General features: G+C 59.8%; 21 protein-coding genes. 8 read left to right on the top strand and 13 right to left on the bottom strand.

Features of this window, described 5'->3' with window-relative positions; all coding sequences use genetic code 11:
- Window positions 1–68: 68 nt before the first annotated feature.
- From sixA to HX817_RS24915, 3 genes are read right to left on the bottom strand one after another with little or no spacing between them, the layout of a single operon-like run.
- Entirely contained in the window at window positions 69–518 is a 450-nt protein-coding gene (sixA, locus tag HX817_RS24925) for a phosphohistidine phosphatase SixA (protein ID WP_134327083.1), read from the bottom strand.
- On the bottom strand, window positions 515–862 hold the full coding sequence (locus HX817_RS24920) for a DUF4389 domain-containing protein (protein ID WP_003210547.1): 348 nt from the start codon (window positions 860–862) through the stop codon (window positions 515–517). The genes sixA and HX817_RS24920 overlap by 4 nt, the downstream gene beginning before the upstream one ends.
- Window positions 863–872: 10 nt before the next feature.
- Window positions 873–1,898, bottom strand: a complete 1,026-nt coding sequence (locus HX817_RS24915) for an NAD(P)H-dependent glycerol-3-phosphate dehydrogenase (protein ID WP_177041471.1) — start codon at window positions 1,896–1,898, stop codon at window positions 873–875.
- A gap of 195 nt (window positions 1,899–2,093) precedes the next feature.
- On the opposite strand from HX817_RS24915, the gene HX817_RS24910 reads away from it, so the two are divergent.
- The 5 genes from HX817_RS24910 (at window position 2,094) to fabB (ending at window position 9,052) form a co-directional block, all read left to right on the top strand.
- Window positions 2,094–4,226, top strand: a complete 2,133-nt coding sequence (locus tag HX817_RS24910) for a TonB-dependent siderophore receptor (RefSeq protein ID WP_085984626.1) — start codon at window positions 2,094–2,096, stop codon at window positions 4,224–4,226.
- A 20-nt stretch (window positions 4,227–4,246) separates the two neighbouring features.
- Window positions 4,247–5,158, top strand: a complete 912-nt coding sequence (locus HX817_RS24905) for an ABC transporter substrate-binding protein (RefSeq protein ID WP_052024261.1) — start codon at window positions 4,247–4,249, stop codon at window positions 5,156–5,158.
- Complete coding sequence (locus HX817_RS24900) at window positions 5,155–7,056, top strand: ATP-binding protein (protein ID WP_102369646.1); 1,902 nt, start codon at window positions 5,155–5,157, stop codon at window positions 7,054–7,056. Before HX817_RS24905 ends, HX817_RS24900 begins: the two co-directional genes overlap by 4 nt.
- 248 nt (window positions 7,057–7,304) lie before the next feature.
- On the top strand, window positions 7,305–7,820 hold the full coding sequence (fabA, locus tag HX817_RS24895) for a 3-hydroxyacyl-[acyl-carrier-protein] dehydratase FabA (RefSeq protein WP_003210552.1): 516 nt from the start codon (window positions 7,305–7,307) through the stop codon (window positions 7,818–7,820).
- Between the two features lie 11 nt (window positions 7,821–7,831).
- Window positions 7,832–9,052, top strand: a complete 1,221-nt coding sequence (gene fabB, locus HX817_RS24890) for a beta-ketoacyl-ACP synthase I (protein ID WP_003210553.1) — start codon at window positions 7,832–7,834, stop codon at window positions 9,050–9,052.
- Window positions 9,053–9,558: 506 nt separating this feature from the next.
- On the opposite strand, the gene HX817_RS24885 is transcribed toward fabB, so the two are convergent.
- Window positions 9,559–11,184 carry a methyl-accepting chemotaxis protein gene (locus HX817_RS24885; protein WP_003210555.1) on the bottom strand — a complete coding sequence of 542 codons (1,626 nt, stop codon included), beginning with the start codon at window positions 11,182–11,184 and terminating at the stop codon, window positions 9,559–9,561.
- Window positions 11,185–11,332: 148 nt separating this feature from the next.
- Window positions 11,333–12,337 carry an amidohydrolase family protein gene (locus HX817_RS24880; RefSeq protein ID WP_008434016.1) on the bottom strand — a complete coding sequence of 335 codons (1,005 nt, stop codon included), beginning with the start codon at window positions 12,335–12,337 and terminating at the stop codon, window positions 11,333–11,335.
- A 140-nt stretch (window positions 12,338–12,477) separates the two neighbouring features.
- On the opposite strand from HX817_RS24880, the gene HX817_RS24875 reads away from it, so the two are divergent.
- The gene (locus tag HX817_RS24875; RefSeq protein ID WP_003210558.1) at window positions 12,478–12,894 is read left to right on the top strand and encodes an OsmC family protein; all 417 of its coding nucleotides are present in this window, start codon (window positions 12,478–12,480) and stop codon (window positions 12,892–12,894) included.
- Window positions 12,895–12,958: 64 nt separating this feature from the next.
- The gene (locus tag HX817_RS24870) at window positions 12,959–13,831 is read left to right on the top strand and encodes a pirin family protein (RefSeq protein ID WP_003210559.1); all 873 of its coding nucleotides are present in this window, start codon (window positions 12,959–12,961) and stop codon (window positions 13,829–13,831) included.
- 135 nt (window positions 13,832–13,966) lie between these two features.
- On the opposite strand, the gene HX817_RS24865 is transcribed toward HX817_RS24870, so the two are convergent.
- The 4 genes from HX817_RS24865 to HX817_RS24850 all read right to left on the bottom strand — a co-directional run bounded on the left by HX817_RS24865 (window position 13,967) and on the right by HX817_RS24850 (window position 17,681).
- A complete protein-coding gene (locus tag HX817_RS24865) occupies window positions 13,967–14,695 on the bottom strand; it encodes a dienelactone hydrolase family protein (RefSeq protein ID WP_008434010.1) in 729 nt (242 codons plus the stop codon).
- Between the two features lie 66 nt (window positions 14,696–14,761).
- The gene (gene htpG / locus HX817_RS24860; RefSeq protein ID WP_003210561.1) at window positions 14,762–16,666 is read right to left on the bottom strand and encodes a molecular chaperone HtpG; all 1,905 of its coding nucleotides are present in this window, start codon (window positions 16,664–16,666) and stop codon (window positions 14,762–14,764) included.
- A gap of 89 nt (window positions 16,667–16,755) precedes the next feature.
- Complete coding sequence (locus HX817_RS24855) at window positions 16,756–17,208, bottom strand: PaaI family thioesterase (protein WP_087694453.1); 453 nt, start codon at window positions 17,206–17,208, stop codon at window positions 16,756–16,758.
- The gene (locus tag HX817_RS24850; RefSeq protein ID WP_003210563.1) at window positions 17,205–17,681 is read right to left on the bottom strand and encodes a PaaI family thioesterase; all 477 of its coding nucleotides are present in this window, start codon (window positions 17,679–17,681) and stop codon (window positions 17,205–17,207) included. Before HX817_RS24850 ends, HX817_RS24855 begins: the two co-directional genes overlap by 4 nt.
- Window positions 17,682–17,838: 157 nt before the next feature.
- Here HX817_RS24850 and HX817_RS24845 point away from each other — a divergent pair, with 157 nt between their 5' ends.
- Window positions 17,839–18,081, top strand: coding sequence for a hypothetical protein (locus HX817_RS24845; RefSeq protein ID WP_003210564.1), 243 nt, complete (start codon window positions 17,839–17,841; stop codon window positions 18,079–18,081).
- Window positions 18,082–18,230: 149 nt separating this feature from the next.
- Here the strand turns inward: HX817_RS24845 and brnQ are convergent, their stop codons facing one another.
- The 4 genes from brnQ to lpdA all read right to left on the bottom strand — a co-directional run bounded on the left by brnQ (window position 18,231) and on the right by lpdA (window position 23,660).
- Complete coding sequence (brnQ, locus tag HX817_RS24840; RefSeq protein ID WP_003210565.1) at window positions 18,231–19,544, bottom strand: branched-chain amino acid transport system II carrier protein; 1,314 nt, start codon at window positions 19,542–19,544, stop codon at window positions 18,231–18,233.
- 417 nt (window positions 19,545–19,961) lie between these two features.
- Complete coding sequence (sucD, locus tag HX817_RS24835) at window positions 19,962–20,843, bottom strand: succinate--CoA ligase subunit alpha (RefSeq protein WP_003210566.1); 882 nt, start codon at window positions 20,841–20,843, stop codon at window positions 19,962–19,964.
- The gene (gene sucC, locus HX817_RS24830) at window positions 20,843–22,009 is read right to left on the bottom strand and encodes an ADP-forming succinate--CoA ligase subunit beta (protein ID WP_003210567.1); all 1,167 of its coding nucleotides are present in this window, start codon (window positions 22,007–22,009) and stop codon (window positions 20,843–20,845) included. Before sucC ends, sucD begins: the two co-directional genes overlap by 1 nt.
- A gap of 214 nt (window positions 22,010–22,223) precedes the next feature.
- Window positions 22,224–23,660: a dihydrolipoyl dehydrogenase gene (gene lpdA, locus HX817_RS24825; RefSeq protein ID WP_003210568.1), complete on the bottom strand. Its 1,437-nt coding sequence runs from the start codon at window positions 23,658–23,660 to the stop codon at window positions 22,224–22,226.
- Window positions 23,661–23,746 lie beyond the last annotated feature (86 nt).

Below are 23,746 nucleotides of genomic sequence, written 5' to 3'. Positions count from 1 at the left end.
CTGTAAGAGCGGAACCCTAAGTGGCCGTTACCGAAGAAACGGATATGTACCCAAAACCAAACCCAACCTTAAGGATTCCGAACACTCAAAAGACTCATCAACCCCGCCAACGGAAAATCCCCCTCCAACTCCGCCAAACTCGCCGTACTCATAGCCTGCGGCTGCCGAAAATGCCCATGCTGCAAATAACTGATCAGCCCTCCCACAAACGGCTGATGGCTAACCAGCAACACATCATCGTCATTGTCGAGATGCTTGAGCACCTCCAGCGGATTACTCTCCGGCGTCAACCAAGGCACAGTGCGGACATCCGGCTCAAACCCCAACGCCTCCCGCACCAACTGCGCCGTCTGCTGCGCCCGCACATACGGACTGGCAATGATCGCCCGAATCGGCTGCCCAATCAGATGCCCCGCACTGCGCAAAACCTCATCGCGCCCATGGGCCGTCAAATTACGCTCGGCATCCGTACGCGCATGCCCCTCGGCCTCACCGTGACGCAACACCCACACCTTCATAGCTTGGGTTCCTCATCACGCGCCGGATGCGGTGCAGGCGGCACACTGTGAGCAGCCTCACCTTCCGGTGCACGGGGCGTCGGCCAATCGGCGAACGGCCAAGGCTTCTGGTCACTGTGAAAGCTGCCAAACCGCCCGATCTGCGCCAGAAACTGACTCAAACTGTCACCAAAATTCATCAGCCCCAGGTTCGGCGCCCCATACACCAGGCGATAAACCAGTTGCACCACCACCAGCGCGCCCAGCAGAAACTGCGCCACTTGCCACACCAGGGCAAACACCAGCATCCACAGCACACGCAGGCCAATGGATTCGTACTTGGGAGCTGCTTTCGGATCGTTCATGACGCGTTCCTCAGTTGAAACCACTGGTGGAAATAAAGTCGACATCGGTCTTCGGCTCGGCGCGCATCAGCAACTCGATGACCTGGTTCAAGGTGCGCCCTTCAAACAGGATCGCGTGCAACCCGGCAACCAGCGGCATATACACCCCGACCTCCTGAGACTTGGCCTTCAGCACCTTCAGGGTGTTGACGCCTTCCGCCACTTCGCCCAAACGCGTCACGGCGTCTTCCAGGCTCAAGCCCTGGCCAAGGGCAAAACCGACCTGATAGTTGCGGCTTTTCGGTGACGAGCAGGTGACGATCAGGTCGCCCACACCCGCCAGGCCAAGGAAGGTCATCGGGTTGGCGCCCTGATTGACCGCAAACCGGGTCATCTCGGCCAGGGCGCGAGTGATCAGCATGCTCTTGGTGTTTTCACCCATGCCCAGCGCAACCGCCATGCCGGCGATGATCGCGTAGACGTTCTTCAACGCCCCGCCCAGCTCGACGCCGAAACGGTCGGCACTGGCGTACACGCGGAAGGTGCGACCGTGCAGCACCTCCTGCACCCGCTCGCAGAGTTCTTCGTCTTCACTGGCGATCACCGTGGCGGTCAGCGCGTGCTCAGCCACTTCCCGCGCCAGGTTCGGCCCGGACAACACGCCAATCCGCGCTTCGGGGGCGATTTCTTCAAGGATCTCGCTCATCAACTTGAAGGTGTGCGCCTCAATGCCCTTGGTCAGGCTCACCAGCAGCTTGCCCGCCAGCCGCTCGGCATGGGGTGCAAGCACCGAACGCAGGGCGCTGGAGGGCAGCGCGACGAAGCACAGGTCGCACTCGTCCAGCGTCGCCTGTAAATCAGTCACCGGCTCCACGGCCGGCAGAATCTTGATGCCTTTAAGGTAACGGGGGTTTTCCCGGTTGACCCGAATGGCTTCGACTTGCTCGGGGTCACGCATCCATTGACGCACCCGGTGACCATTTTCAGCCAGCAGATTAGCCACGGCGGTACCAAAACTTCCGCCTCCCAGGACCGCAATAGGGCGCTGTTCAGTCATATGCAATCCGTTAATCCATAGCAGTGGCGATGGCCGCATTATACGGAGCGACCCGCCTGCGGCCAGCCCCCGCGTCAATTCAAACGCTTGTCGGAAAATGCGACATTTGTGCGAAGTAATTACAGGGCCGACGACTGGCAAAAGGCCCCACCTCAGTTAACATGGGCGGCTATCCGTAATTATCAAGGCCGTGCCGTGTATTTGGGCCCTCCTCCTCGCTCATCCCTTTTGCTGACGTTGTTGTGCATGCCGTGGTGCAGTGTGCCGGTGCTGGCTGACGACCTGTTCCTCGACAGCCAGCCGCTGCCGCAGGTGCTGACCGCCACCCGGCTCAAGCAATCGGCCGCCGCCGTGCCCGGCAGCATGACGGTGATCGACAGCGAGCTGATCAAGGCCAGCGGCGCACGGGATATCCCCGAACTGCTGCGGCTGGTGCCCGGGATGATGGTCGGCTACACCACCGGCAACCAGGCCGCCGTGAATTACCACGGCACCCAGGCGGGCGATGCGCGGCGCATGCAGGTGTTGATCGATGGGCGCTCGGTGTACCGCGCGGGCCTGGCCACGGTGGACTGGAGCGATATTCCGGTAGCCCTGGAAGACATCGACCGCATCGAGGTCTTCCGCGGCCCCAATACCGTCAGCTACGGCGCCAACGCGCTGATGGCCGTCGTCAACATCCTCACCCGCTCGCCGGCCAACAGCCATGGCACGCGGATGAAACTCACCCAGGGCGGCCGAGGGATCAACGACTGGTACGCCAGCCAGGGCATGGGCTGGGACACCGGCGATTTGCGCCTGTCACTCTCCGGTCAACAGGACGATGGCTTTGACAGCGACCGCGTGGGCGCTGACCGCCGCGACGGGCGCCGCCTGAACCGCTTCAGCCTGGCCGTGAGCCAGACCCTGAATGCGCAACAAAGCATCGACTGGCAACTGGACGCCAAGGAAGGCACCAACCAGCGCCCTTACACCTACCAACCGGTGTTCGACGGGATTACCGAAGGCGGTAACAATTCCGACGTCAGCGCCAAGGACTATGCCGGCTCCCTGCGCTGGAACTTCGACTTCAACCCCGATCACAGCCTGTATATCCAGGGTTCGGCCCAGCAATGGGATCGCCGGCAGATCTGGCGCGCGTGCGATGCCAAGGTCTCGTTCAGCCCGGAACTGACGCAGCTGTGGCAGCTCAACCCCAACTATGCCGAGCGACTGGCCCGGCACATGAACAACTTCAACCCAGGCAACCTCCCACCCGGCAGCGCCGCCGAGCAGGCACTGGCCCGCCAGGTGCTCCAGCAATGGGGAGACGGCGGCAAGGACCCGGTCTGCGGCAACATCGACCAAAGCACCAAGGAAAGCCGCTACGACCTGGAGCTGCAAGACACCCTCAGCCTGTCCGACAGCCTGCGCCTGGTCAGCGGCATGAACTACCGCTACGACCGCGCCGACTCCGACACCTACTTCAACGGCACCCTGGACGACACCACCTGGCGCCTGTTCGGCCACCTGGAATGGCGGGCCAGCGAACACTGGCTGCTGCAGGGCGGCGCGATGTACGAAGACACTCACCTGAGCGGCAACTCGCTGACGCCACGGGTGGCCGTCAACTACCTGATCAACCCGCGCCACGGCCTGCGCGCGGTGTACTCCGAAGCCATTCGCTCCCCGGACATGTTCGAGAACAACGTCAACTGGAGCTACCGCGTCACCAACCTCAGCTCGCCGGCCTACGGCCAGAACTCCGGCCAATACTTCGTGGTGACCCGTGGCCCGGGCAACCTCGACAAAGAGCTGATGCGCTCCCGGGAGCTGGGCTACAACGGCTTTTTTGCCGACATCGGGCTGAACGTCGACGTGAAGCTGTTCTACGACGAAATCAGCGAAATGGTCAGCGAGCCGCTGCGCAACAACCAGTACATCGCCAGCAACTCGAACAGCTCGCGCTTTACCGGCACCGAAACCCAGCTCGACTGGCACATGAGCACCGCCGACCGGCTGCGCGTCACCTATGCTTATGTGGATGCCAGCGCCACCAACCCCCTGGACAGGCAGCAGACCGCCCGCAACAGCGGCTCGGCCGGCTGGATGCGGGAATGGGGCCATGGCTGGTCCAGCGCGGTGTTCTACTATGGCGACGATGCGCTCAACCAGTATCGCTTCGAACGGGTCGACCTGCGGGTGGCCAAGCGCATTGCCTTGGGCAAAGCCAACGTGGAGCTGGCCGGCATGTTGCAACAACGCCTCGACAATCAGCCCACCACCTGGCCCGACAACAACTATGACCAACGCCACGTGCTCTACTTCAGTGCGGAGTTAGAGTTCTAGTGGACAGCGACTCGTCACGGATGACCCTGCCCTTTACCGCCCGGCTCTGGCGGTGCTGTGTGTTGCTTGGGGTTTTACTGTTCGGCGCACCGACATGGGCAGCGGATATCCTGCTGACCGCCGACGAAGACGGCCCGGGCGTACAAACATTCGTCCAGGCCCTGGCCCTGCAGCGTCCCGAAGACAGCGTGAAGTTCACCCCGCTCAAGGACCTGCCCGCCCCCGCAAACTTGCCGACCAGCACCCGCCTGATCCTGCTGGACCTGCCCAGCCTAGATTGGCGCCTGCAAGACGCCCAGGGCCCACCGACCCTGGTGCTGCGCATCAGCCGCCTGCAAGCGCGCCAGCGCCTGGGTGCCACGTTGCCTGCGAAGATCAGCCTGCTGTGGAGCGACCCACCGCTGGACCGACAACTGCGCCTGATCACCGGCATCCTGCCTCAGGCCCGGCGCATCGGCGTGCTCTATGGCATCGACAGCGAGTTCCTGCTGCGCGAGCTGCGCCAGTACGCCGCGCCCATGGGCCTGGAGATCGTGCCCCAGCTTTGGGAAAACATTAATGACAGTCGCCCGCTGCAAAGCCTGTTCAAGAACAGCGACGTCTTGCTGGGGCTGGATGATCCCCAGCTGTACAACCCGAAAACCGCGAAAAACCTGCTGCTCAGCAGCTACGCCAGGCAATTGCCACTGGTCGGGCCCAACGCCGGGTTCGTCAAGGCCGGCAGCCTGGCCAGCACCTACAGCGATCAGACCGACTGGCTGGATGTGCTCGACCGCCTGCTGGATCATGCGCCGGCCAGTTGGCCGCGCTCGCTGTACCCGGAACGTTTCAAAGTCGTAGGCAACCCGCAGGTTGCGCGCTCACTGGGGATCGAACAGGTGGACGAAACCAACGTCGCCGCCCGCCTGGCCGAAGGAGAAAAACGCCCATGACATTTCGTCGCCGTTGGGACATCAACACCCGGACCCAGCTCATTACCCTGGGCCCGGCACTCCTGCTGACGCTGCTGTTGATCAGCTTCTTCACCTTCGTGCGGATCCAGGACCTGCGCCAGGAACTGGACCACACCGGCCAGTTGATCGCCAACCAACTGGCGCCGGCCACCGAATACGGGGTGATTTCCGGCAACAACGACGTGCTTGAAAGCCTGTTGCGGGCCACCCTCGCCACGCCGCACGTGCGCTTCCTGGAGATTCAGGACAGCGCAGAAAATATCCTGGTGTATGTCGAGCAACCGTCGGAGAAGCACGATCGCTCGCTGTCGGTGAAAGTCTTCCAGGCGCCGATTCGCCTGCAACATATCCAGCTGGGCAATGACTTCTTCCAGGACAGTACTGCCGAGCCCAAGGCCCCGCGCGCGGACTACCTGGGGCGAGTGATTGTCGGCATGTCCAACGATGCGTTCAGCCAGCGCCAGCAGGAAATCCTGTTCAAGGCCGGGATTCTCGCGCTGTTCGCCCTGCTGTTTACCTTCCTGCTGGCCCGGCGCCTGGCGGCCAGCCTGTCGCAACCGATCAGCGCCATGGGCAATGCGGTCAAGGCGATCCAGCAGGGCGATTACCAGACGCCGCTGCCCATCGTGGATGACTCGGAGCTGGGCGACCTGTCGCGCCACATCAATAACCTCGCCGATGGCTTGAACCAGGCCAGTCGTGAACAGCACCAGGCCATGGCCCAGTTGATCCAGACCCGCGAAGAAGCCGAGCGGGCGAACAATGCCAAGTCGGACTTCCTGGCAATGATGAGCCATGAATTGCGCACGCCGATGAACGGGGTGCTGGGCATGCTGCAACTGCTGGAAACCACCGACATGACCGAGGAACAGACCGAATACGCGGCACTGGCCTCGGAGTCCACCGAGCACCTGCTGAAGGTGATCAACGACATCCTCGACTTCTCGCGCATCGAGCGCGCGGCCCTGGAGCTTGAGCACATTCCGTTCGACCTGGTGGAGCTGATCAGCAGTTGCGCCCAGGCCTTCCAGCACGCCGCCCAACAGCGCGGGCTGGCGCTCGAAGTGCCGATCCCCCAGGGCCTGGGCTCGCTGCAGGTACAGGGCGACCCGACCCGCATCCGGCAGATTTTGGTGAACCTGATCGGCAATGCCCTGAAGTTCACCGAGCAGGGCACCGTCACCGTCGAACCCCACTGGCAGACCCTGGACCATGAATTGCTGTGGTTCACCTGCACCGTGCGCGATAGCGGGATTGGCATTTCCGCCGAGCGCCTGGAACTGATGTTCGATGCGTTCCAGCAAGCCGACAGTTCCATTTCAAGACGTTACGGCGGCACCGGACTGGGACTGCCTATCGCACGCACCCTGGCCGAACGCATGGGCGGCACCCTGCGCGCCCAGAGCGAAGAAGGCCACGGCTCGGTGTTCACCCTGGAAATCCCGCTGGCGATCTACCAGCAGAGCTTGCCGGTGCTCGCGCCGAATACCGAAGGCAATGGCCGTGCGGGCGAAGGGCGCAACGTGTTGCTGGTGGAAGACAACCCGGTCAATCGCACGGTGGTCGAAGCCATGCTGCGCAGCCTGGGGTTCGAGGTGAGCATCGCCACCGACGGCGCCGAAGCGATTCGCAGCGCCGAGAGCCTGATTTTTACCGCAATCCTGATGGACTGCCGACTGCCGGGCATCGATGGCTACGAGGCTACCCGGCAGATTCGCCAGTTGCCCGGTTGCGCCGAGCTGCCAATCATTGCCCTCACGGCCAATGCCTTGCAGGGCGATCGCGAAGCCTGCCTGGCAGCTGGAATGAACGATTACCTGGCAAAGCCGTTCAAACGCACGGATTTGCAGCAAATCCTGCAGAGATGGGTGCAGTAACACGGTGCCATCAGCCAACTGCGACTGGCGTGAAAGACGAAAGTGCGGCAGTCTTAGGCACCCGAACGGGCCCGTAAACCGGCCCGGTTTATAATTTCAGTGCACAAGTGTACATTCATGACCTTGACGCTGTGACTTTCACTACAACGCAATAGTCTATGTGTAGGCTGCCGATATGAGGCATGAACGCTTCAGTCGGCCGGGAAGATTTGCCCTGCCCTGCCGCATGGGATTATTGAGGAGCTCGCATGACCAAACAAAACGCCTTTACTCGGGAAGACCTGCTGCGCTGCAGTCGCGGTGAGCTGTTCGGCCCAGGTAACGCGCAACTGCCCGCCCCGAACATGCTGATGGTGGATCGCATCACCCATATCAGCGAAGAGGGTGGCAAGTACGGCAAAGGTGAATTGGTCGCCGAGCTGGATATCACCCCTGACCTGTGGTTTTTCGCCTGCCATTTCGAAGGCGATCCGGTGATGCCGGGCTGCCTGGGCCTTGACGCCATGTGGCAGCTGGTCGGTTTCTACCTGGGCTGGCAAGGCCTGCCGGGCCGCGGTCGCGCCCTGGGTTCGGGCGAAGTGAAGTTCTTTGGCCAGGTCTTGCCGACCGCCAAGAAAGTCACTTACAACATTCAAATCAAGCGCGTCCTCAAGGGCAAGCTGAACCTGGCCATTGCCGATGGTTCGGTGACTGTCGACGGTCGCGAGATTTATACTGCCGAAGGCCTTCGGGTCGGCGTATTCACTTCCACTGACAACTTTTAAGGGTTATCCGCATGCGCCGCGTCGTTATCACTGGTCTGGGCATTGTTTCGTGCCTGGGCAATGACAAAGAGACCGTCTCCGCTAACCTGCGTGCAAGTCGCCCTGGCATCCGCTTCAACCCGGAATATGCCGAAATGGGTCTGCGTAGCCAGGTTTCCGGCTCCATCGACCTGCCCCTCGAAGAGCTGATTGATCGCAAGATCTATCGCTTCGTCGGCCACGCAGCCGCTTACGCCTACCTGGCCATGAAGGACGCGATCACCGATTCCGGCCTGAGCGAAGACCAGGTGTCCAACGTACGCACCGGTCTGATCGCCGGTTCCGGTGGCGCGTCGACCTTGAACCAGATGGAAGCGCTGGACATCCTGCGCGAGAAAGGCGTCAAGCGCGTTGGCCCGTACCGCGTCACGCGGACCATGGGCAGCACCGTTTCCGCCTGCCTGGCCACGCCGTTCAAGATCAAGGGCGTGAACTACTCGATCTCCTCCGCTTGCGCCACCAGTGCTCACTGCATCGGTACCGCTGTAGAGCAGATCCAGTTGGGCAAGCAGGACATCGTGTTTGCCGGCGGCGGTGAAGAAGAACATTGGAGCCAGTCGTTCCTGTTCGACGCCATGGGCGCCCTGTCGACCCAGTACAACGAAACCCCGGACAAAGCCTCCCGCGCCTATGACAAGAACCGTGATGGCTTCGTCATTGCCGGCGGTGGCGGCATGGTGGTGGTCGAGGAGCTGGAACACGCCCTGGCCCGTGGTGCGAAGATCTACGCGGAAATCGTCGGCTACGGCGCGACGTCCGACGGCTACGACATGGTTGCGCCAAGCGGCGAAGGCGCCATCCGCTGCATGCAGATGGCCATGTCCACCGTTGATACCCCGATCGACTACCTGAACACCCACGGTACTTCGACTCCGGTCGGCGACTCCAAGGAAATGGAAGGCGTGCGTGCGGTATTCGGCGACAAGGCTCCGGCGATCAGCTCTACCAAGAGCCTGTCGGGTCACTCCCTGGGCGCCGCTGGCGTTCACGAAGCGATCTACTGCCTGCTGATGATGGAAGGCAACTTCATGGCAGGTTCTGCCAACATCGAGGAACTGGACCCGGACGTGGCTGACATGCCTATCCTGACCAAGACTCGTGAAGATGCGACCATCAATACAGTGATGAGCAACAGCTTCGGCTTTGGTGGCACTAACGCCACCCTGGTGCTGAAACGCTGGCAGGGTAAGTAAGCTCTCGCAGCTTGATCGCCTGAAAACGCCCCGACTGGTTCGGGGCGTTTTTTTACCCGTTTACCGCGCTTACAGTGGCTCACTTTTGAAAGCCGGAATGCGTGCCCAGTCAAAAGTAAGCAAAACGCTCTTGCCCGATCACTCGGCACCTCGCTCAGGCTTGAGTGTTTAGAAGCAAAATCAAAAGCTAAAGCGGGCACGGTCCAAATGTGGGAGCGGGCTTGCTCGCGAAGGTCGTTAACGATGACGCTGGCATCCTGATTCAACGCGGCGTTCTCAGGTTTTCGCCGGCAAGCCGGCTCCGACAGAAAAGCGGTTCTGCTTTTGCTTCTAACACTCAGGTCGGCTTCCAGGCCGCCGTGCTCTTGCTTTTGATCTTAGGCGCCCCGCCGACAGGCGGGGCAGAGCGCTTTGGTTACTTTGCCGCTTTTTTGCAAAGTGACTCGCTGTAAGAGCGAAACCATAAGCCGCCGTGACCGCAGCAACGGATATGCCCCCCCAACAACCTAAACCGAAAACCGAGCCACCATCGTGTTGAGATCCACCGCCAACCGCGACAACTCCTGGCTCGCCGCACTGGTCTGGTTCGCCCCCGCCGACGTCTGCTGTGCCAAATCGCGAATATTCATCAAATTGCGATCCACCTCCCGCGCCACCGCCGCCTGTTCTTCCGAGGCACTGGCAATCACCAGGTTGCGCTCGTTGATCAGGGTAAACGCCGAAGCAATCTCCTCCAGCGCCGTCCCCGCCGACTTGGCGATATCCAACGTTGACCGCGCCCGAGTATTGCTCTGCTGCATGGAGCTGACAGCCTGATCAGTCCCCTGCTGAATCCCACTGATCATCTGCTCGATTTCCTGGGTCGACTGCTGCGTACGATGCGCCAAGGCACGCACCTCATCCGCCACCACCGCAAACCCACGCCCGGCATCCCCAGCTCGCGCCGCTTCGATGGCGGCATTCAGCGCCAGCAAATTGGTCTGCTCGGCAATCGAACGAATCACATCCAGCACCTTGCTGATGCCATACACCTTCTGCGCCAGGTCCTCCACCTGAGTCGCATTGGCCGTCACATCATCCGCCAGGGACTCAATCGACAACACCGTCTGATGCACCTGCTCGCGCCCATGCTGAGCGATACGATCCGACTCCCGCGACGCCTGGGACGTAGCCACCGCATTGCTCGCCACCTCCTCCACCGCCGCCGTCATCTGGTTCACCGCAGTAGCCGCCTGCTCGATTTCCTGACTCTGCTGATGCAACCCACGGGTGGCATCTTCGGTCACGCAACTAAGCTCTTCGGAAGCCGACGCCAACTGGCTGGACGAATCGGAAATACGCCGAATGGTTTCCCGCAGGCTCTCCTGCATGCTTTTCAGCGCCTGCTGCAAACGCGCCGGCTCATCCTGGCCGCTGACAGTAATCACCCCGGTCAGATCGCCACTGGCCACACCCTGGGCGACTTTCAAAGACTGGGATAACGGCAGCACAATACTGCGGGTCAGCAACAATGCCAGTCCGATGGTGATCAGCGCCGTCACGGCAATCATGCCAACCACCCAACTGCGCGATTGCGTGAACACACTTTGCGCCAGGCTCGCCGCCTGATTGGCACTGACCTTGTTCAACGTCACCAGCTCACGCAGGGTGCCGGCCAGTTCGTCGGCCAACTGGTTCATCTCGCCGTTGACCACCTTGATCGCGTCTTCCAACTGATTCGCCCGGGAAAACGCCATCACCTGTTCCTGGCGCTGCAGGTAACGCTCTTCCTCGGTTTTAAAGCGATCGAACAGCACCCGCTCTTCTGGCAGCACGATCAAACCTTCATAGAGGGACTGAGCCTTGTGCAGGCCGCTTTTCAGCTCGGTGATTTTCTGCTCATTCTGCGTGATTGCCTGCGGGTCGCGGTTAAGCAGTAGCCGCAACGTCAGGGCCCGTACCCGCAGCAGGTCCTGATTCATCTCGCCGACCGCCATCACGCTGGGCAGCCAGTTGTTTTCCACCTGGTCAGACTGCTGGCGCATATTGCCCATCTGCAACAAGGCGAACCCGCCCAGGGCAAACACCATCAGCGCCAGCAAACCAAACCCCAGGCCGGCGCGAGGGGCGATATTCAGACTTCTGATATTCATGCTCGGAATCCTTCCAAAAGCGCTGCATCCACCTGCAGCGGGCTCTTGAAAGGTATCGGCGAGTTGAGACGTTTGCCTAAGACGAAAACGCGATATCAAAACGCCTTATGATCGCCCCGCCCCGGCTGTAGCGATTCAGCTAAACCCATCACCTGGGCTTGGGCAGAATCGCCAGGAAATTGTCCCGTGCGACCTTTCTGGCCACATCCTCAGGCAACGCATCGAGGAACGGGTCAAAGCTGCGCATTTCCTTACCGAGCTTGTTGAAGCGTCCTACCACGTCTGAGCCAAGCATGAAGCGGTCCGGGAAGCGCTCCACCAGTTTTACCCACTCAGGGCGTGCCTTTCCCGCCTCATCCAGCAAGTAAGGCGTGAGCACGCTCCAGGACAGGTCGACGTACAGGTTCGGGTAAGCCTCCAGCATGCGCGCCAGGGTCGGCAGCAAAAAATCCATCTGCGTCTGGTGCCGATGGATCTCCATGCTGCTGCCCGCATGGGCCCAGATAAACCGGGTGTGCGGGTGATTACGTAGCGGCTCTTCCATTTCCGCCAGGTACAACGGATTTTTCTCACGCTTGGAGGTGATGTTGGAATGCACCATCACCGGCAGATCATTCTCCGCGGCCAGGTGATAGATGCGGGTCATCGCCTCGTTGTTGGCCCTTGGGGTGTCGCCGGAGGTCAGCGCGGTCAGGTCGTCGTGACGGGTGAAGACTTCGCCGATGCCTTGCCAGAGCCCAGGATTGAGATCGAGCATGCGCTGGATATGGGATGCGGCATTTTTATCGTTGGGATTGAAACCACTGAGGAACGGATGAAAGCGCTGACGTTGCTCCGGGCTCAGTTTATTGACCGCATCGGCGACGAACACGTCGGTGGCGCTGTACCAATAGGCGTCGGCGTCGTCCCCGGCGTAATAGCGCGGCCGCTTGGGTTCGTCCTCATGCCATTTCTTGGCCACCGGTATGCCGGAAATCATCACATGCTCGATGCGATTATCGGCCATGGCCTTGAGTAATTTATCCATGCCCGCCGACTCCTGGAAGAAATCGACGTAATGCAGGTGTGCATCGCTGTAGGCATAGTCGCGAGCCTGCACCGCAAGGCTTGCGGCGGTCAGCAACAGGGCAATACTCAGGCGGGTCCGGCGCACGGGGGTATCTCAAACAAGGGCTAATGCCGGTAGACCTCGGACCGCGCCTGCGGGTTCAGCGGTAAACAACGGGGAACACCAACGTGCCAGCATGCTCTATAACTGCATGAGCTTCTTCCTGCCACCCTGTGAGGTTTGCCATGCCTGTTACCGTGAACACGCTGAACGCCGAAAACTTCCGCCACAGCGTCAATATCAATAACCACGAGCTGTTTACCGACCTGCCCAAGAGCCTGGGCGGTGACGATTCGGCGCCCTCCCCCCACGATTACTTCGACGCCGCACTGGCGTCCTGCAAGGCCCTGACCGTCAAGCTCTATGCGCAGAAAAAAGACATACCGCTGACCGGCGTGACCGTGGAAGTCACCCATGACAGCACCGAAGAGCAAAAGGGCAAATACAAGCTCAACGTCAAACTGACCCTCAAGGGCGTACTCACTGACGAGCAGCGCGACGAGCTGCACCGCGTGGCGGATCGCTGCCCGGTGCACAAGCTGATGACCACGGCCGAAGTTACCATTGAGACCCGGCTCTCCGAAGGCGCCTTCAGCCAGTAGCGGCAACCTCCCGTCGAGCGGGTTATGCTCAGTACCATCAGACCCGCTCAGACTGGGAAGCACCATGACCACCGTGACCGTGATTCGCCCGCGCGCCGAAGATGTGGAAGGCCAACCGATCCTGCGCCCACTGCCCTCCAGGCAATGCCGCAGCGTCGGGCCTTTCGTGTTTTTCGACCATATGCTGCAAACCCGTTATGCCCCGGGTACCGGCATGAACATTCGCCAACACCCGCACATCGGCCTCTCTACCCTGACCTACCTGTTTGAAGGCGAACTCCTGCACAAGGACAGCCTCGGCTCCGATCAGGTGGTCAAGGCCGGGGACGTCAGCTGGATGACAGCCGGCAGTGCCATTGCCCACGTTGAACGCAGCCCCGAGGCGTTGAAGGCCAGTGGTTTCAGCCTGCACGGGTTGCAAGTGTGGCTGGCCTCCCCCAAGGAACATGAACAAGGGCCTGGGCATTACAGCCATCATCCGGCCGCCAGCTTGCCGGTGAGCGATAACCTCGGCGTGCAGATTCGCCTGATTGCCGGCAATGGCTTTTGCCTCGAATCGCCGGTGCCGGTGTTGTCGCCCACCTTGTATGCCGAGGTGCGGATGCAGACGGCTACCACCCTGCTGATCCCGGATGAGCATGAAGAACGGGCGGTGTACGTGCTGGAGGGTGAGGCGCAGTTGGATGGCGAAGCGCTGGAGGTGCATAGCCTAGTGGTGTTGCCGGCAGGCGCAAGCATGGGGCTGTTTGCCGAGACTGATTGCCACCTGGTGGTGTTCGGCGGCGCGGCGCTGGATGGGCCACGGCGGATTAACTGGAATTTTGTCGCGAGTGATCCGGCGTTGATCGAGCAGGCTCGGCAGCGTTGGGCGGCTGGGGATTGGCCGACAGTGCCGGGGGAAAGTGAGCGGATCGAGTTGCCTGGAGGCAAGGCTTAAGCGCTTTATTGCCTGTGAAACAGCCTTCGCGAGCAAGCCCGCTCCCACATTTCGACCGCGTTCCTTCAGGATGTACACGGTTAAAATGTGGGAGCGGGCTTGCTCGCGAAGGGGCCAGCCAAGGCAACCGAACTATCAGCCCTTGAACACTTCATCCAGCAAGTTATGCATCGACTGGAAGGCCCGCGCAGCGGTCTTCGCGTCATACATCATCTTGCCCGGCACATTCGCGTGCGGGTCGGTAAACGAGTGCACCGCACCGCCGTAGCTCAGCAATTGCCAATCCACACCGGCGGCGTTCATTTCGTCTTCAAACGCCGGCAGTTGCTCCTTCGGCACCAACGGGTCGGAAGCACCGTGCAACACCAGCACGGAACCCTTGATGTTTTTTGCATCGGCCGGGTTCGGCGTGTCGAGGCTGCCGTGGAACGAAACGGCAGCTTTCAACGGTGCACCGGTACGTGCCAGCTCCAGGGAGCAGCAACCACCGAAGCAGAAACCAAAGGTCGCCAGCTTCGAGGTATCCACCGCCGCTTCAGTCTGGGTTTTCAGGTGATCAAGCGCGACCTGCATGCGCTTGTTCAACAGCGGCCGGTCATTCTTCAACGGCATCATCGCCGCACCCGCTTCATCGCCGTTCGAAGGGCGGACGGTTTGCCCGTACAGGTCGGCAAGCAGCACCACGTAGCCCTTGCTGGCCACGCTCTTGGCGATCTCTTCAGCGCCGGCACTGACACCCATCCAGTTCGGCGCCATCAACAACCCTGGCAGCGGGCCCTTATGACTGGCATCAAATGCCAGGCGGCTTTCATAAGACTGGCCATCAATCTGATAGACCACGGAACGCACGGTGATTTGGCTCATCATTTACTCCAGGTGAAAGGCTCCAGAACGAAAAAACCCGCCGAAGCGGGTTTTTCTACAACGGTGTTAAACCGACAGTTCAACCAACAGCTTGTTCAGTCGGCGCACATAAGCGGCCGGGTCTTTCAGGCTGTCGCCGGCAGCCAGGGCTGCCTGGTCGAAGAGGATGTGCGACAGGTCGCCAAACCGCTCTTCGCTCTGCTCGCCGTCGAGTTTCTCGATCAGCGGGTGCGCCGGGTTGAATTCGAAGATCGGCTTGGAATCCGGAACCTTCTGACCGCTGGCTTCCAGGATCTGACGCATCTGCATGCCCAGGTCCTGCTCGCCGATGGCCAGGATCGCCGGGGAATCGGTCAGACGGTGGGAAACCCGCACTTCGCTGACGGCATCGCCCAAGGCGGTCTTGATTCGCTCAACCAGACCCTCTTTGGACTTGGCCACTTCTTCAGCGGCTTTCTTGTCTTCTTCGGAATCCAGGTTGCCCAGGTCCAGGTCGCCGCGGGCGACGTCAACAAAGCTCTTGCCGTCGAAGTCGCTGAGGTAGCTCATCAGCCACTCGTCGATGCGGTCGGTCAGCAGCAGCACTTCGATGCCTTTCTTGCGGAAGACTTCCAGGTGCGGGCTGTTCTTGACCTGAGCGTAGGTTTCACCGGTCAGGTAGTAGATCTTGTCCTGACCTTCCTTGGCGCGAGCCAGGTATTCAGCCAGGGAAACGTTCTGCTCGCCGTCGTCACCGTTGGTCGATGCGAAACGCAGCAGCCCGGCGATTTTTTCCTTGTTGGCGAAATCTTCTGCCGGGCCTTCTTTCATGACCTGGCCGAAGTTTTTCCAGAAGCCCTTGTATTGCTCAGGCTCGTTTTTCGCCAGCTTTTCCAGCATGTCGAGGACACGCTTGGTCAGCGCCGACTTCATCGAGTCGATGATCGGGTCTTTCTGCAGGATTTCCCGCGACACGTTCAGCGACAGGTCGTTGGAGTCAACCACACCCTTGATAAAGCGCAGGTACAACGGCAGGAACGATTCCGCCTGGTCCATCACGAATACGCGCTGCACATACAGCTTCAGGCCTTTCGGCGCTTCACGCTGGTACAGGTCGAACGGAGCACGGGCCGGTACGTAGAGCAGCGAGCTGTATTCCAGCTTGCCTTCGACCTTGTTGTGGCTCCAGCTCAGCGGGTTTTCGTAATCGTGGGCAATGTGCTTGTAGAACTCCTGGTATTCCTCGTCCTTGACTTCGGTACGAGGACGGGTCCACAGGGCGCTGGCGCGGTTGACCACTTCCCATTCCTGGGCTGGGGCTTCTTCGCCTTCGGCCGCCGCTTGTTCTTTCGGCAACTCGATCGGTAACGCGATGTGGTCGGAGTACTTCTTGATGATATTGCGCAGACGCCAGCCATCGGCGAACTCGTCTTCACCGGACTTCAGGTGCAGGACGATGCGGGTACCACGATCAGCCTTGTCGACAGTGGCGATTTCAAATTCGCCCTCGCCCTTGGAAGACCAGTGCACGCCTTCGCTGGCGGCAAGGCCGGCACGGCGGCTGAATACTTCAACCTTGTCGGCAACGATGAAGGCCGAGTAGAAGCCCACGCCGAACTGACCGATCAGGTGCGAATCTTTCTTCTGGTCGCCCGACAGGTTCTTCATGAAATCAGCGGTGCCGGATTTGGCGATGGTCCCCAGGTGGGTGATCGCATCGTCACGGCTCATGCCGATACCGTTGTCTTCGAGGGTGACGGTTTTCGCGTCCTTGTCGAAGCTCACACGGATTTTCAGTTCCGCGCCACCTTCCAGCAACTCAGGCTTGGACAGGGCTTCGAAACGTAATTTGTCGACAGCGTCAGAGGCGTTCGAGATCAATTCGCGAAGGAAAATTTCCTTGTTGGAATACAGCGAATGGATCATGAGGTGCAGCAGTTGCTTCACCTCGGTCTGGAAGCCCAGGGTTTCCTTTTGAGTTTCCACACTCATGGTCATCAAACTCCAATTGGATGGCAGTGGCCGCGCCCTTGAGGGTTGGCGGCGGGTTGTCATCAAAGTTGGGGGCTAAGACCAGGATTTCAAGGGCGAGCCGGTTCCTCAATCTTGAAATGCGCACGGGCGGTGGCAATCGGTTCGGCCTGGGTACTTTGCCATGCGGTGATCGCCACGTTGGCCACCCGCCGGCCCTGGCGCCACACCTGGCATTTGGCGTAGGTGTCGCGAAACTGGCCGGCGCGCAGGTAATCCAGGGAGAAATCGATGATCTTGGGAACACCAGGCGCACCGGTGAAAACCAGCAAATGCAAGGCTGCGGACAGCTCCATGAAGCCCGCGATCACCCCGCCGTGGATCGCCGGCAATATCGGGTTACCAATGTTGTCCTTGTTGGCCGGCATGCGAAACAGCAATTCATCCCCCAGGCGCGTGCATTCGATACCGATCAGCCTGGCGTAGGGAATCAGGTTGAGCAGCGCCTCATAGTTGCCCCGTTCGTGGGCTTGCTGCAGACGGGTTTTGAACTGATGTTTCATGCCTGTTCTCCCTTGATTGCATTGCCCAGGCCCTGGCTGCCCTTGAGGCGCTTGCCCATGCGCATGAACGTACCCACCACGTGGGCAATCGGTTGCTGCGGATCGTCCTGGTAGGCGAAGCCGCGGGTGAAGATCACGTCGGTGGTCACCCGGTAGCACTGGGCAAAGCCGAATACCGGTTTATGGGGCTCGGCCGGGTGCATGTAGTCGATGCGCAGGTCCAGGGTCGGGCAAACCTCGAACTCCGGTAGTACGCACAAGGTAGCCATGCCACAGGCGGTGTCCATCAAGGATGTGATGGCGCCGCCGTGGATCACGCCGGTCTGCGGGTCACCGACGATATGCGGAGCATAGGGCAGCACCAGCGTCATGCCGTCCTCACTGGCGGCGTGCACCTGGATGCCCAGCACCTGGCAGTGGCGCAAGGCTGAAACAAAGCGCGTGGCACGGGATAAAAGAGGATTTTCGGTCATTCGTTAAAGACTCTTATTAGTGTGGAGCCGGCGGAGTAGACAACCTTGCTGAAAGTTCCCTAGGGAAAAGCCTTATATATCTGTGAGATTTAAGGAACTAAGCGTTGGGCATAGGCTCGAAAGGCCAGTAGATATCTTCAATAAGGAGAAACACCCCATGCGCAAGACTTTAGCTATTTCCATGATGCTGGCTGCTGCCCTCGGCCTCGCTGCCTGCGACAAAAAATCCGAAGACAAAGCCCAAGACGCCGCAGCCCACTCTGAGCAAGCTCAAAAAGACATGGCGAAAGCACAGGATAAAGTGAACGACGCTGCGAAAGAAAACGCCGATGCTGCCAAAGCTCAGGCTGAATCGAACGAAGCTGCAGCGAAAGAAGCAACACCTGCAACCGGTTCTTGAGTCTGACGACTTGAACACTGTGACTTGAAAAGTCATGTTGCAAAAGAAAGCCCGCTTAATAGCGGGCTTTACTTTGTCCGGTGCTTTTAACCCGGCCGGGCAGCTCGAAACTTCGAACTAAACCTCGGCACAAGTTAGTGGCTAAACGTTTAAGCCATCGCTTCACTGCGTTTGCCCAGCAGGCGGTCAATCACCACCGCAACCACCAGCGTCATCACCGAAGGCACCAGCCACGCCAGGCCCTGCTCGCTCAGCGGCAGGTGAGCCAGTTGCGATGGCATCCAGTCAGCCAGGCCCGCGCCCTTCAGCGCGTCAATGCAACCGAAGATGAACGACACCAGCATCACCGGGCCAACGATCCGGCCCTGCTCCTGCCAGAAGTCCTTACAGAAGCTCAGGGCCACCAGCACGATGCACGGCGGGTAGATGGCGGTCAGCACCGGGATCGAGAACGCGATCAGCTTGGTCAGGCCCAGGTTGGACACAAACAGCGAGAATACCGCCAGGATCACCACCAGGGTCTTATAGGACAGCGGCAGTACGCGGCTGAAGTACTCGGCGCAGGCGCAGGTCAGGCCCACCGCGGTTACCAGGCACGCCAGGGAAATCAGCACGGCGAGGAAGCCGCTGCCCAGGGAGCCGAAGGTGTGCTGGACGTAGGCGTGCAGCACGGCGGCGCCGTTGGCGGCACCGGCCGCCACTTCGTGGCTGCCCGAACCGAGGCGGAACAGGCTGATGTACACCAGCGCCAGGCCCACACCGGCAATCAGCCCGGCGATGATCGCGTAGCGGGTGATCAGCTTCGGCGACTCGACGCCACGGGAGCGGATCGCGTTGACGATCACAATGCCGAATACCAGCGCGCCGAGGGTATCCATGGTCAGGTAACCATTGATAAAGCCCTGGGAGAACGGTGCCGCCACGTACTCAGGGGTGGCAACACCCACATCGCCGGCCGGCAAGGCAAAGGCAGCAATGCCCAAGACGGCCAGGGCGATGATCTTCAACGGTGCCAGGAAACGACCGACGGTATCCAGCAGGCGGCCCGGGTACAGGGAGATGAAGAACACCAACAGGAAGTACACCGAGCTGTAGAGGAACAGCGCCAGCGGGCTTTCACCGGTCAGCGGCGCCAGGCCCACTTCAAAGGAAACGGTGGCGGTTCGCGGGGTGGCGAACAACGGGCCGACAGCCAGGTAGGCCGCCGCTGCCAGCAAGCCACCGGCAATCTTGCCGATCGGACTGCTCAACGCGTCCATGCCACCACCGACTTTGGCCAGGGCGACAACGGTGATCACCGGCAAACCGACCGCGGTGATCAGGAAGCCCAGCGCTGCCATCCAGACATGAGGCCCGGACTGTAAACCGACGATTGGCGGGAAGATGATGTTGCCGGCGCCCACGAACAGGGCAAAAGTCATAAAGCCCAACGCCAGGATGTCCTGGCTTTTCAACACTTTCATTTGAGGAAATACCACACTACTGAATCGGAATTTAGAGAGGGCTTCCCTATGGATGAGGGAAATACTGCCGGTCCGGATGGGGACCGACCGGTCTGGCGCGAGGCTTCCTTTTGGGATGCGTACGCATAAAGAGGCGGCTAGCCTAACGAATTTGCGGGTCAAACGCACTGTTGCGGGGCGAACTGTCCGATAAGCGACATTTTTATGTCGCGTTTTTATATCTAAATTTTGAAATACGATCGAATGTGGGAGCGGGCTTGCTCGCGAAAGCGGTGTATCAGCCACTCATGAGCTGACTGACACACCGCTTTCGCGAGCAAGCCCGCTCCCACATGTTGATCTCCACCAACCTTCAGAATGCACAAAGGCCACCCGAAGGTGGCCTTTGTGGGGTGAAGCGTCAGTTAAGCGCGAGGCTTACTTGACAGCCCAACCGGTCAGCTCGGACAAAGCCTTGCCGATGTCTGCCAGCGAACGCACGGTTTTAACGCCTGCGTCTTCCAGGGCAGCAAACTTCTCGTCTGCAGTACCCTTGCCGCCAGAGATGATTGCGCCCGCATGGCCCATGCGCTTGCCAGCAGGGGCAGTCACACCAGCGATGTAGGAAACAACCGGCTTGGTCACGTGTGCCTTGATGTAGGCAGCCGCTTCTTCTTCAGCCGAACCGCCGATCTCACCGATCATTACGATCGCTTCGGTCTTCGGGTCTTCCTGGAACAGCTTCAGGATGTCGATGAAGTTCGAGCCTGGGATCGGGTCACCGCCGATGCCGACGCAAGTCGACTGACCGAAACCGGCGTCAGTAGTCTGCTTGACAGCTTCGTAGGTCAGGGTGCCGGAACGGGAAACGATACCGACTTTACCTGGCAAGTGAATGTGACCTGGCATGATGCCGATCTTGCATTCGCCTGGAGTGATCACGCCTGGGCAGTTAGGGCCGATCAGGACTACGCCCAGCTCGTCGCACTTAACTTTAGCGTCCAGCATGTCCAGGGTAGGAATGCCTTCGGTGATGCAAACGATCAGCTTGATGCCGCCGAATGCTGCTTCCAGGATGGAGTCCTTGCAGAAAGGAGCTGGAACGTAGATCACGCTGGCGGTGGCGCCAGTGGCAGCTACAGCATCTTTCACGGTGTTGAACACTGGCAGGCCCAGGTGCTCGGTGCCGCCTTTACCAGGAGTAACGCCACCCACCATCTTGGTGCCGTATTCGATGGCTTGCTGGGTGTGGAAACTACCTTGGGAACCGGTAATACCCTGGCAGATAACCTTGGTGTCTTTATTGATCAGGACGCTCATTATTTGCCCTCCGCAGCTTTGACAACTTGTTGAGCAGCGTCGGTCAGGCTGGTAGCAGCGATGATGTTCAAACCGCTTTCTGCCAGTACTTTAGCGCCCAGTTCAGCGTTGTTACCTTCAAGGCGCACAACAACCGGGATTTTAACGCCGACTTCTTTCACTGCACCGATGATGCCTTCGGCAATCATGTCGCAACGAACGATGCCGCCGAAGATGTTGACCAGTACTGCAGCGACGTTGGAGTCGGACAGGATGATCTTGAACGCTTCGGTAACGCGTTCTTTGGTGGCACCGCCGCCTACGTCGAGGAAGTTGGCTGGTTTGCCGCCATGCAGGTTGACGATGTCCATGGTACCCATGGCCAGGCCAGCACCGTTGACCATGCAACCGATGTTACCTTCCAGGGCTACGTAGTTCAGTTCGAACTTGGCAGCGTGCGCTTCGCGCGGATCGTCTTGCGACGGATCGTGGAAAGTCTTCAGCTTAGGCTGACGGTACATGGCGTTGGCGTCGATGTTGATCTTGGCATCGAGGCAATGCAGATCGCCGTCAGCCTTGATCACCAGCGGGTTCACTTCCAGCAGGGCCAGATCGTGATCCTGGAACAGTTTGGCCAGACCTACGAAGATCTTGGCGAACTGGGCAACTTGCTTGCCTTCCAGACCCAACTGGAATGCCAGCTCGCGACCCTGGAATGGCTGAGCGCCAACCAGTGGATCGATAGTGGCTTTCAGAATTTTTTCTGGGGTTTCTTCAGCGATCTTCTCAATGTCCACGCCACCTTCGGTGGAGGCCATGAACACGATGCGACGGCTCGAACGGTCAACGACAGCGCCCAGGTACAGCTCTTTAGCGATATCAGTGCACGATTCAACCAGGATCTTGGTGACTGGCTGGCCATTGGCATCAGTCTGGTAAGTCACCAGACGCTTGCCCAGCCACTGCTGAGCGAAGGCTTTGGCGTCTTCTTTGCTGCGAACCAGCTTGACGCCGCCCGCTTTACCGCGACCACCAGCGTGGACCTGGGCTTTGACAACCCACTCGGTGCCGCCGATTTTGTCGCAAGCTTCTGCTGCTGCTTCCGGGGTGTCTACTGCGTAACCCTTGGATACTGGCAGGCCGTATTCAGCGAACAGCTGCTTACCCTGATACTCGTGAAGATTCATGCTTATTACCGTCTTCGTTAGGTACTGCGCATTCGGCGCTGCGCTCTTTATTGAGTGCCGCGCCACCTGTGACTGCTGCTTGCACAGTCAAACCACCAAAGGCCTGAACCCTGGGTGGTGAAACTGCGCAAGACTGCGTCCAGCGGATATTCCGCGGTGAGTCTTGCGCACAAGGCTCACGACGGGCAACCGCCGTGGTTTCTTATTATCTCGCTTAGCGCTTCTTCTTGTTGGCGATGTGGATGGCATGGCCATTCACTGCCAACGCGGCTTCGTGCAGCGCTTCGGACAGGGTCGGATGGGAGAAAACCATCATGCCGATGTCTTCGGCGCTGGTGCCGAATTCCATACCGATTGCGCCTTGCTGAACCAGTTCTGCTGCGCCTGGGCCGATCACATGGACGCCCAATACGCGGTCAGTCTTGGCATCAGCGATGACTTTGACAAAACCACCGGTGTCGTTGGCTGCCATGGCACGGCCAGAAGCGGCAAACGGGAAGGTGCCGACGTTAACTTCAACGCCTTCAGCTTTCAACTGCTGTTCGTTCTTGCCGACCCATGCAATTTCCGGGTGGGTGTAGATAACAGACGGGATCAGGTCGTAGTTCATCTGGGTCTTGTGACCCTTGATGCGCTCGACAACCATGATGCCTTCTTCGGAAGCCTTGTGCGCCAGCATCATGCCGCGAACCACGTCGCCAATGGCGTAGACGCCCGGCACGGTGGTAGCGCAGTGATCGTCAACGTGGATGAAACCACGCTCGTCGATGTTCACGCCGCTGTCGGAAGCCAGCAGGTCAGTGGTCACCGGACGGCGACCAACGGCTACGATCAGCTTGTCGAAAGTGATGGTCTGTTCGCCATCCTTGTCGGTGTAGGTCACGACAACTTCTTCGCCGTTAACCTTGGAACCGGTAACACGAGCGCCCAGCTTGATGTCCAGACCTTGTTTGGTCAGGGTTTTCAGCGCTTCTTTGGACACTGCGGTGTCGGCAGCCAGCAGGAACGTGTCCAGGGCTTCCAGCACGGTCACTTCGGAACCCAGGCGGGACCAGACCGAACCCAGTTCCAGGCCGATCACGCCAGCGCCGATCACGCCCAGACGTTTTGGAACCGCTTGGAATTCCAGGGCGCCGGTCGAATCAACGATCACGTTCTGGTCGACCGGAGCCGGTGGAATGTCGATTGGACGCGAACCTGGAGCCAGGATCACGTTCTCGGCTTCGATGATTTCGGTCGAACCGTCAGGCTTGGTGATTTCAACTTTCTTGCCGGCCAGCAGTTTGCCGTGGCCTTGCAGGGAAGTAACGCCGTTGGCCTTGAACAGGGTAGCAACGCCGGAAGTCAGGCCTTTAACGATGTTGGCCTTGCGGCCGACCATCGCTGGCACGTCCATGGTCACGCCAGCGTGGTTGATGCCGTGGATGGCAAAACCGTCTTGCGCTTCGTGGAATTTCCAGGAGCTGTCCAGCAGCGCCTTGGAAGGAATGCAGCCAACGTTCAGGCAAGTACCGCCCAGCGCCAGTTTGCCTTCCTTGTCGGTGTATTTTTCGATGCAAGCAGTCGAGAGGCCCAGTTGTGCGGCCTTGATGGCGGCAACGTAGCCGCCAGGGCCTGCGCCAATCACTACAACGTCAAATTTCTGCGACATGAAAAAAAATCCTCTTTAGCTAAAAGCTTCAAGCCGTGAGCCGCACTCCGGCCTGCCTCGCGGCAGACCGGGTGGTACGGCGCACC

Origin of the sequence: Pseudomonas sp. C6002 (genome assembly GCF_013385805.1) — a bacterium.
In the GTDB taxonomy this organism is placed as follows: Bacteria; Pseudomonadota; Gammaproteobacteria; order Pseudomonadales; family Pseudomonadaceae; genus Aquipseudomonas.
The sequence above is the reverse complement of the archived record's forward strand: the minus strand, read 5'-3'. Positions and strand labels throughout refer to the sequence as shown.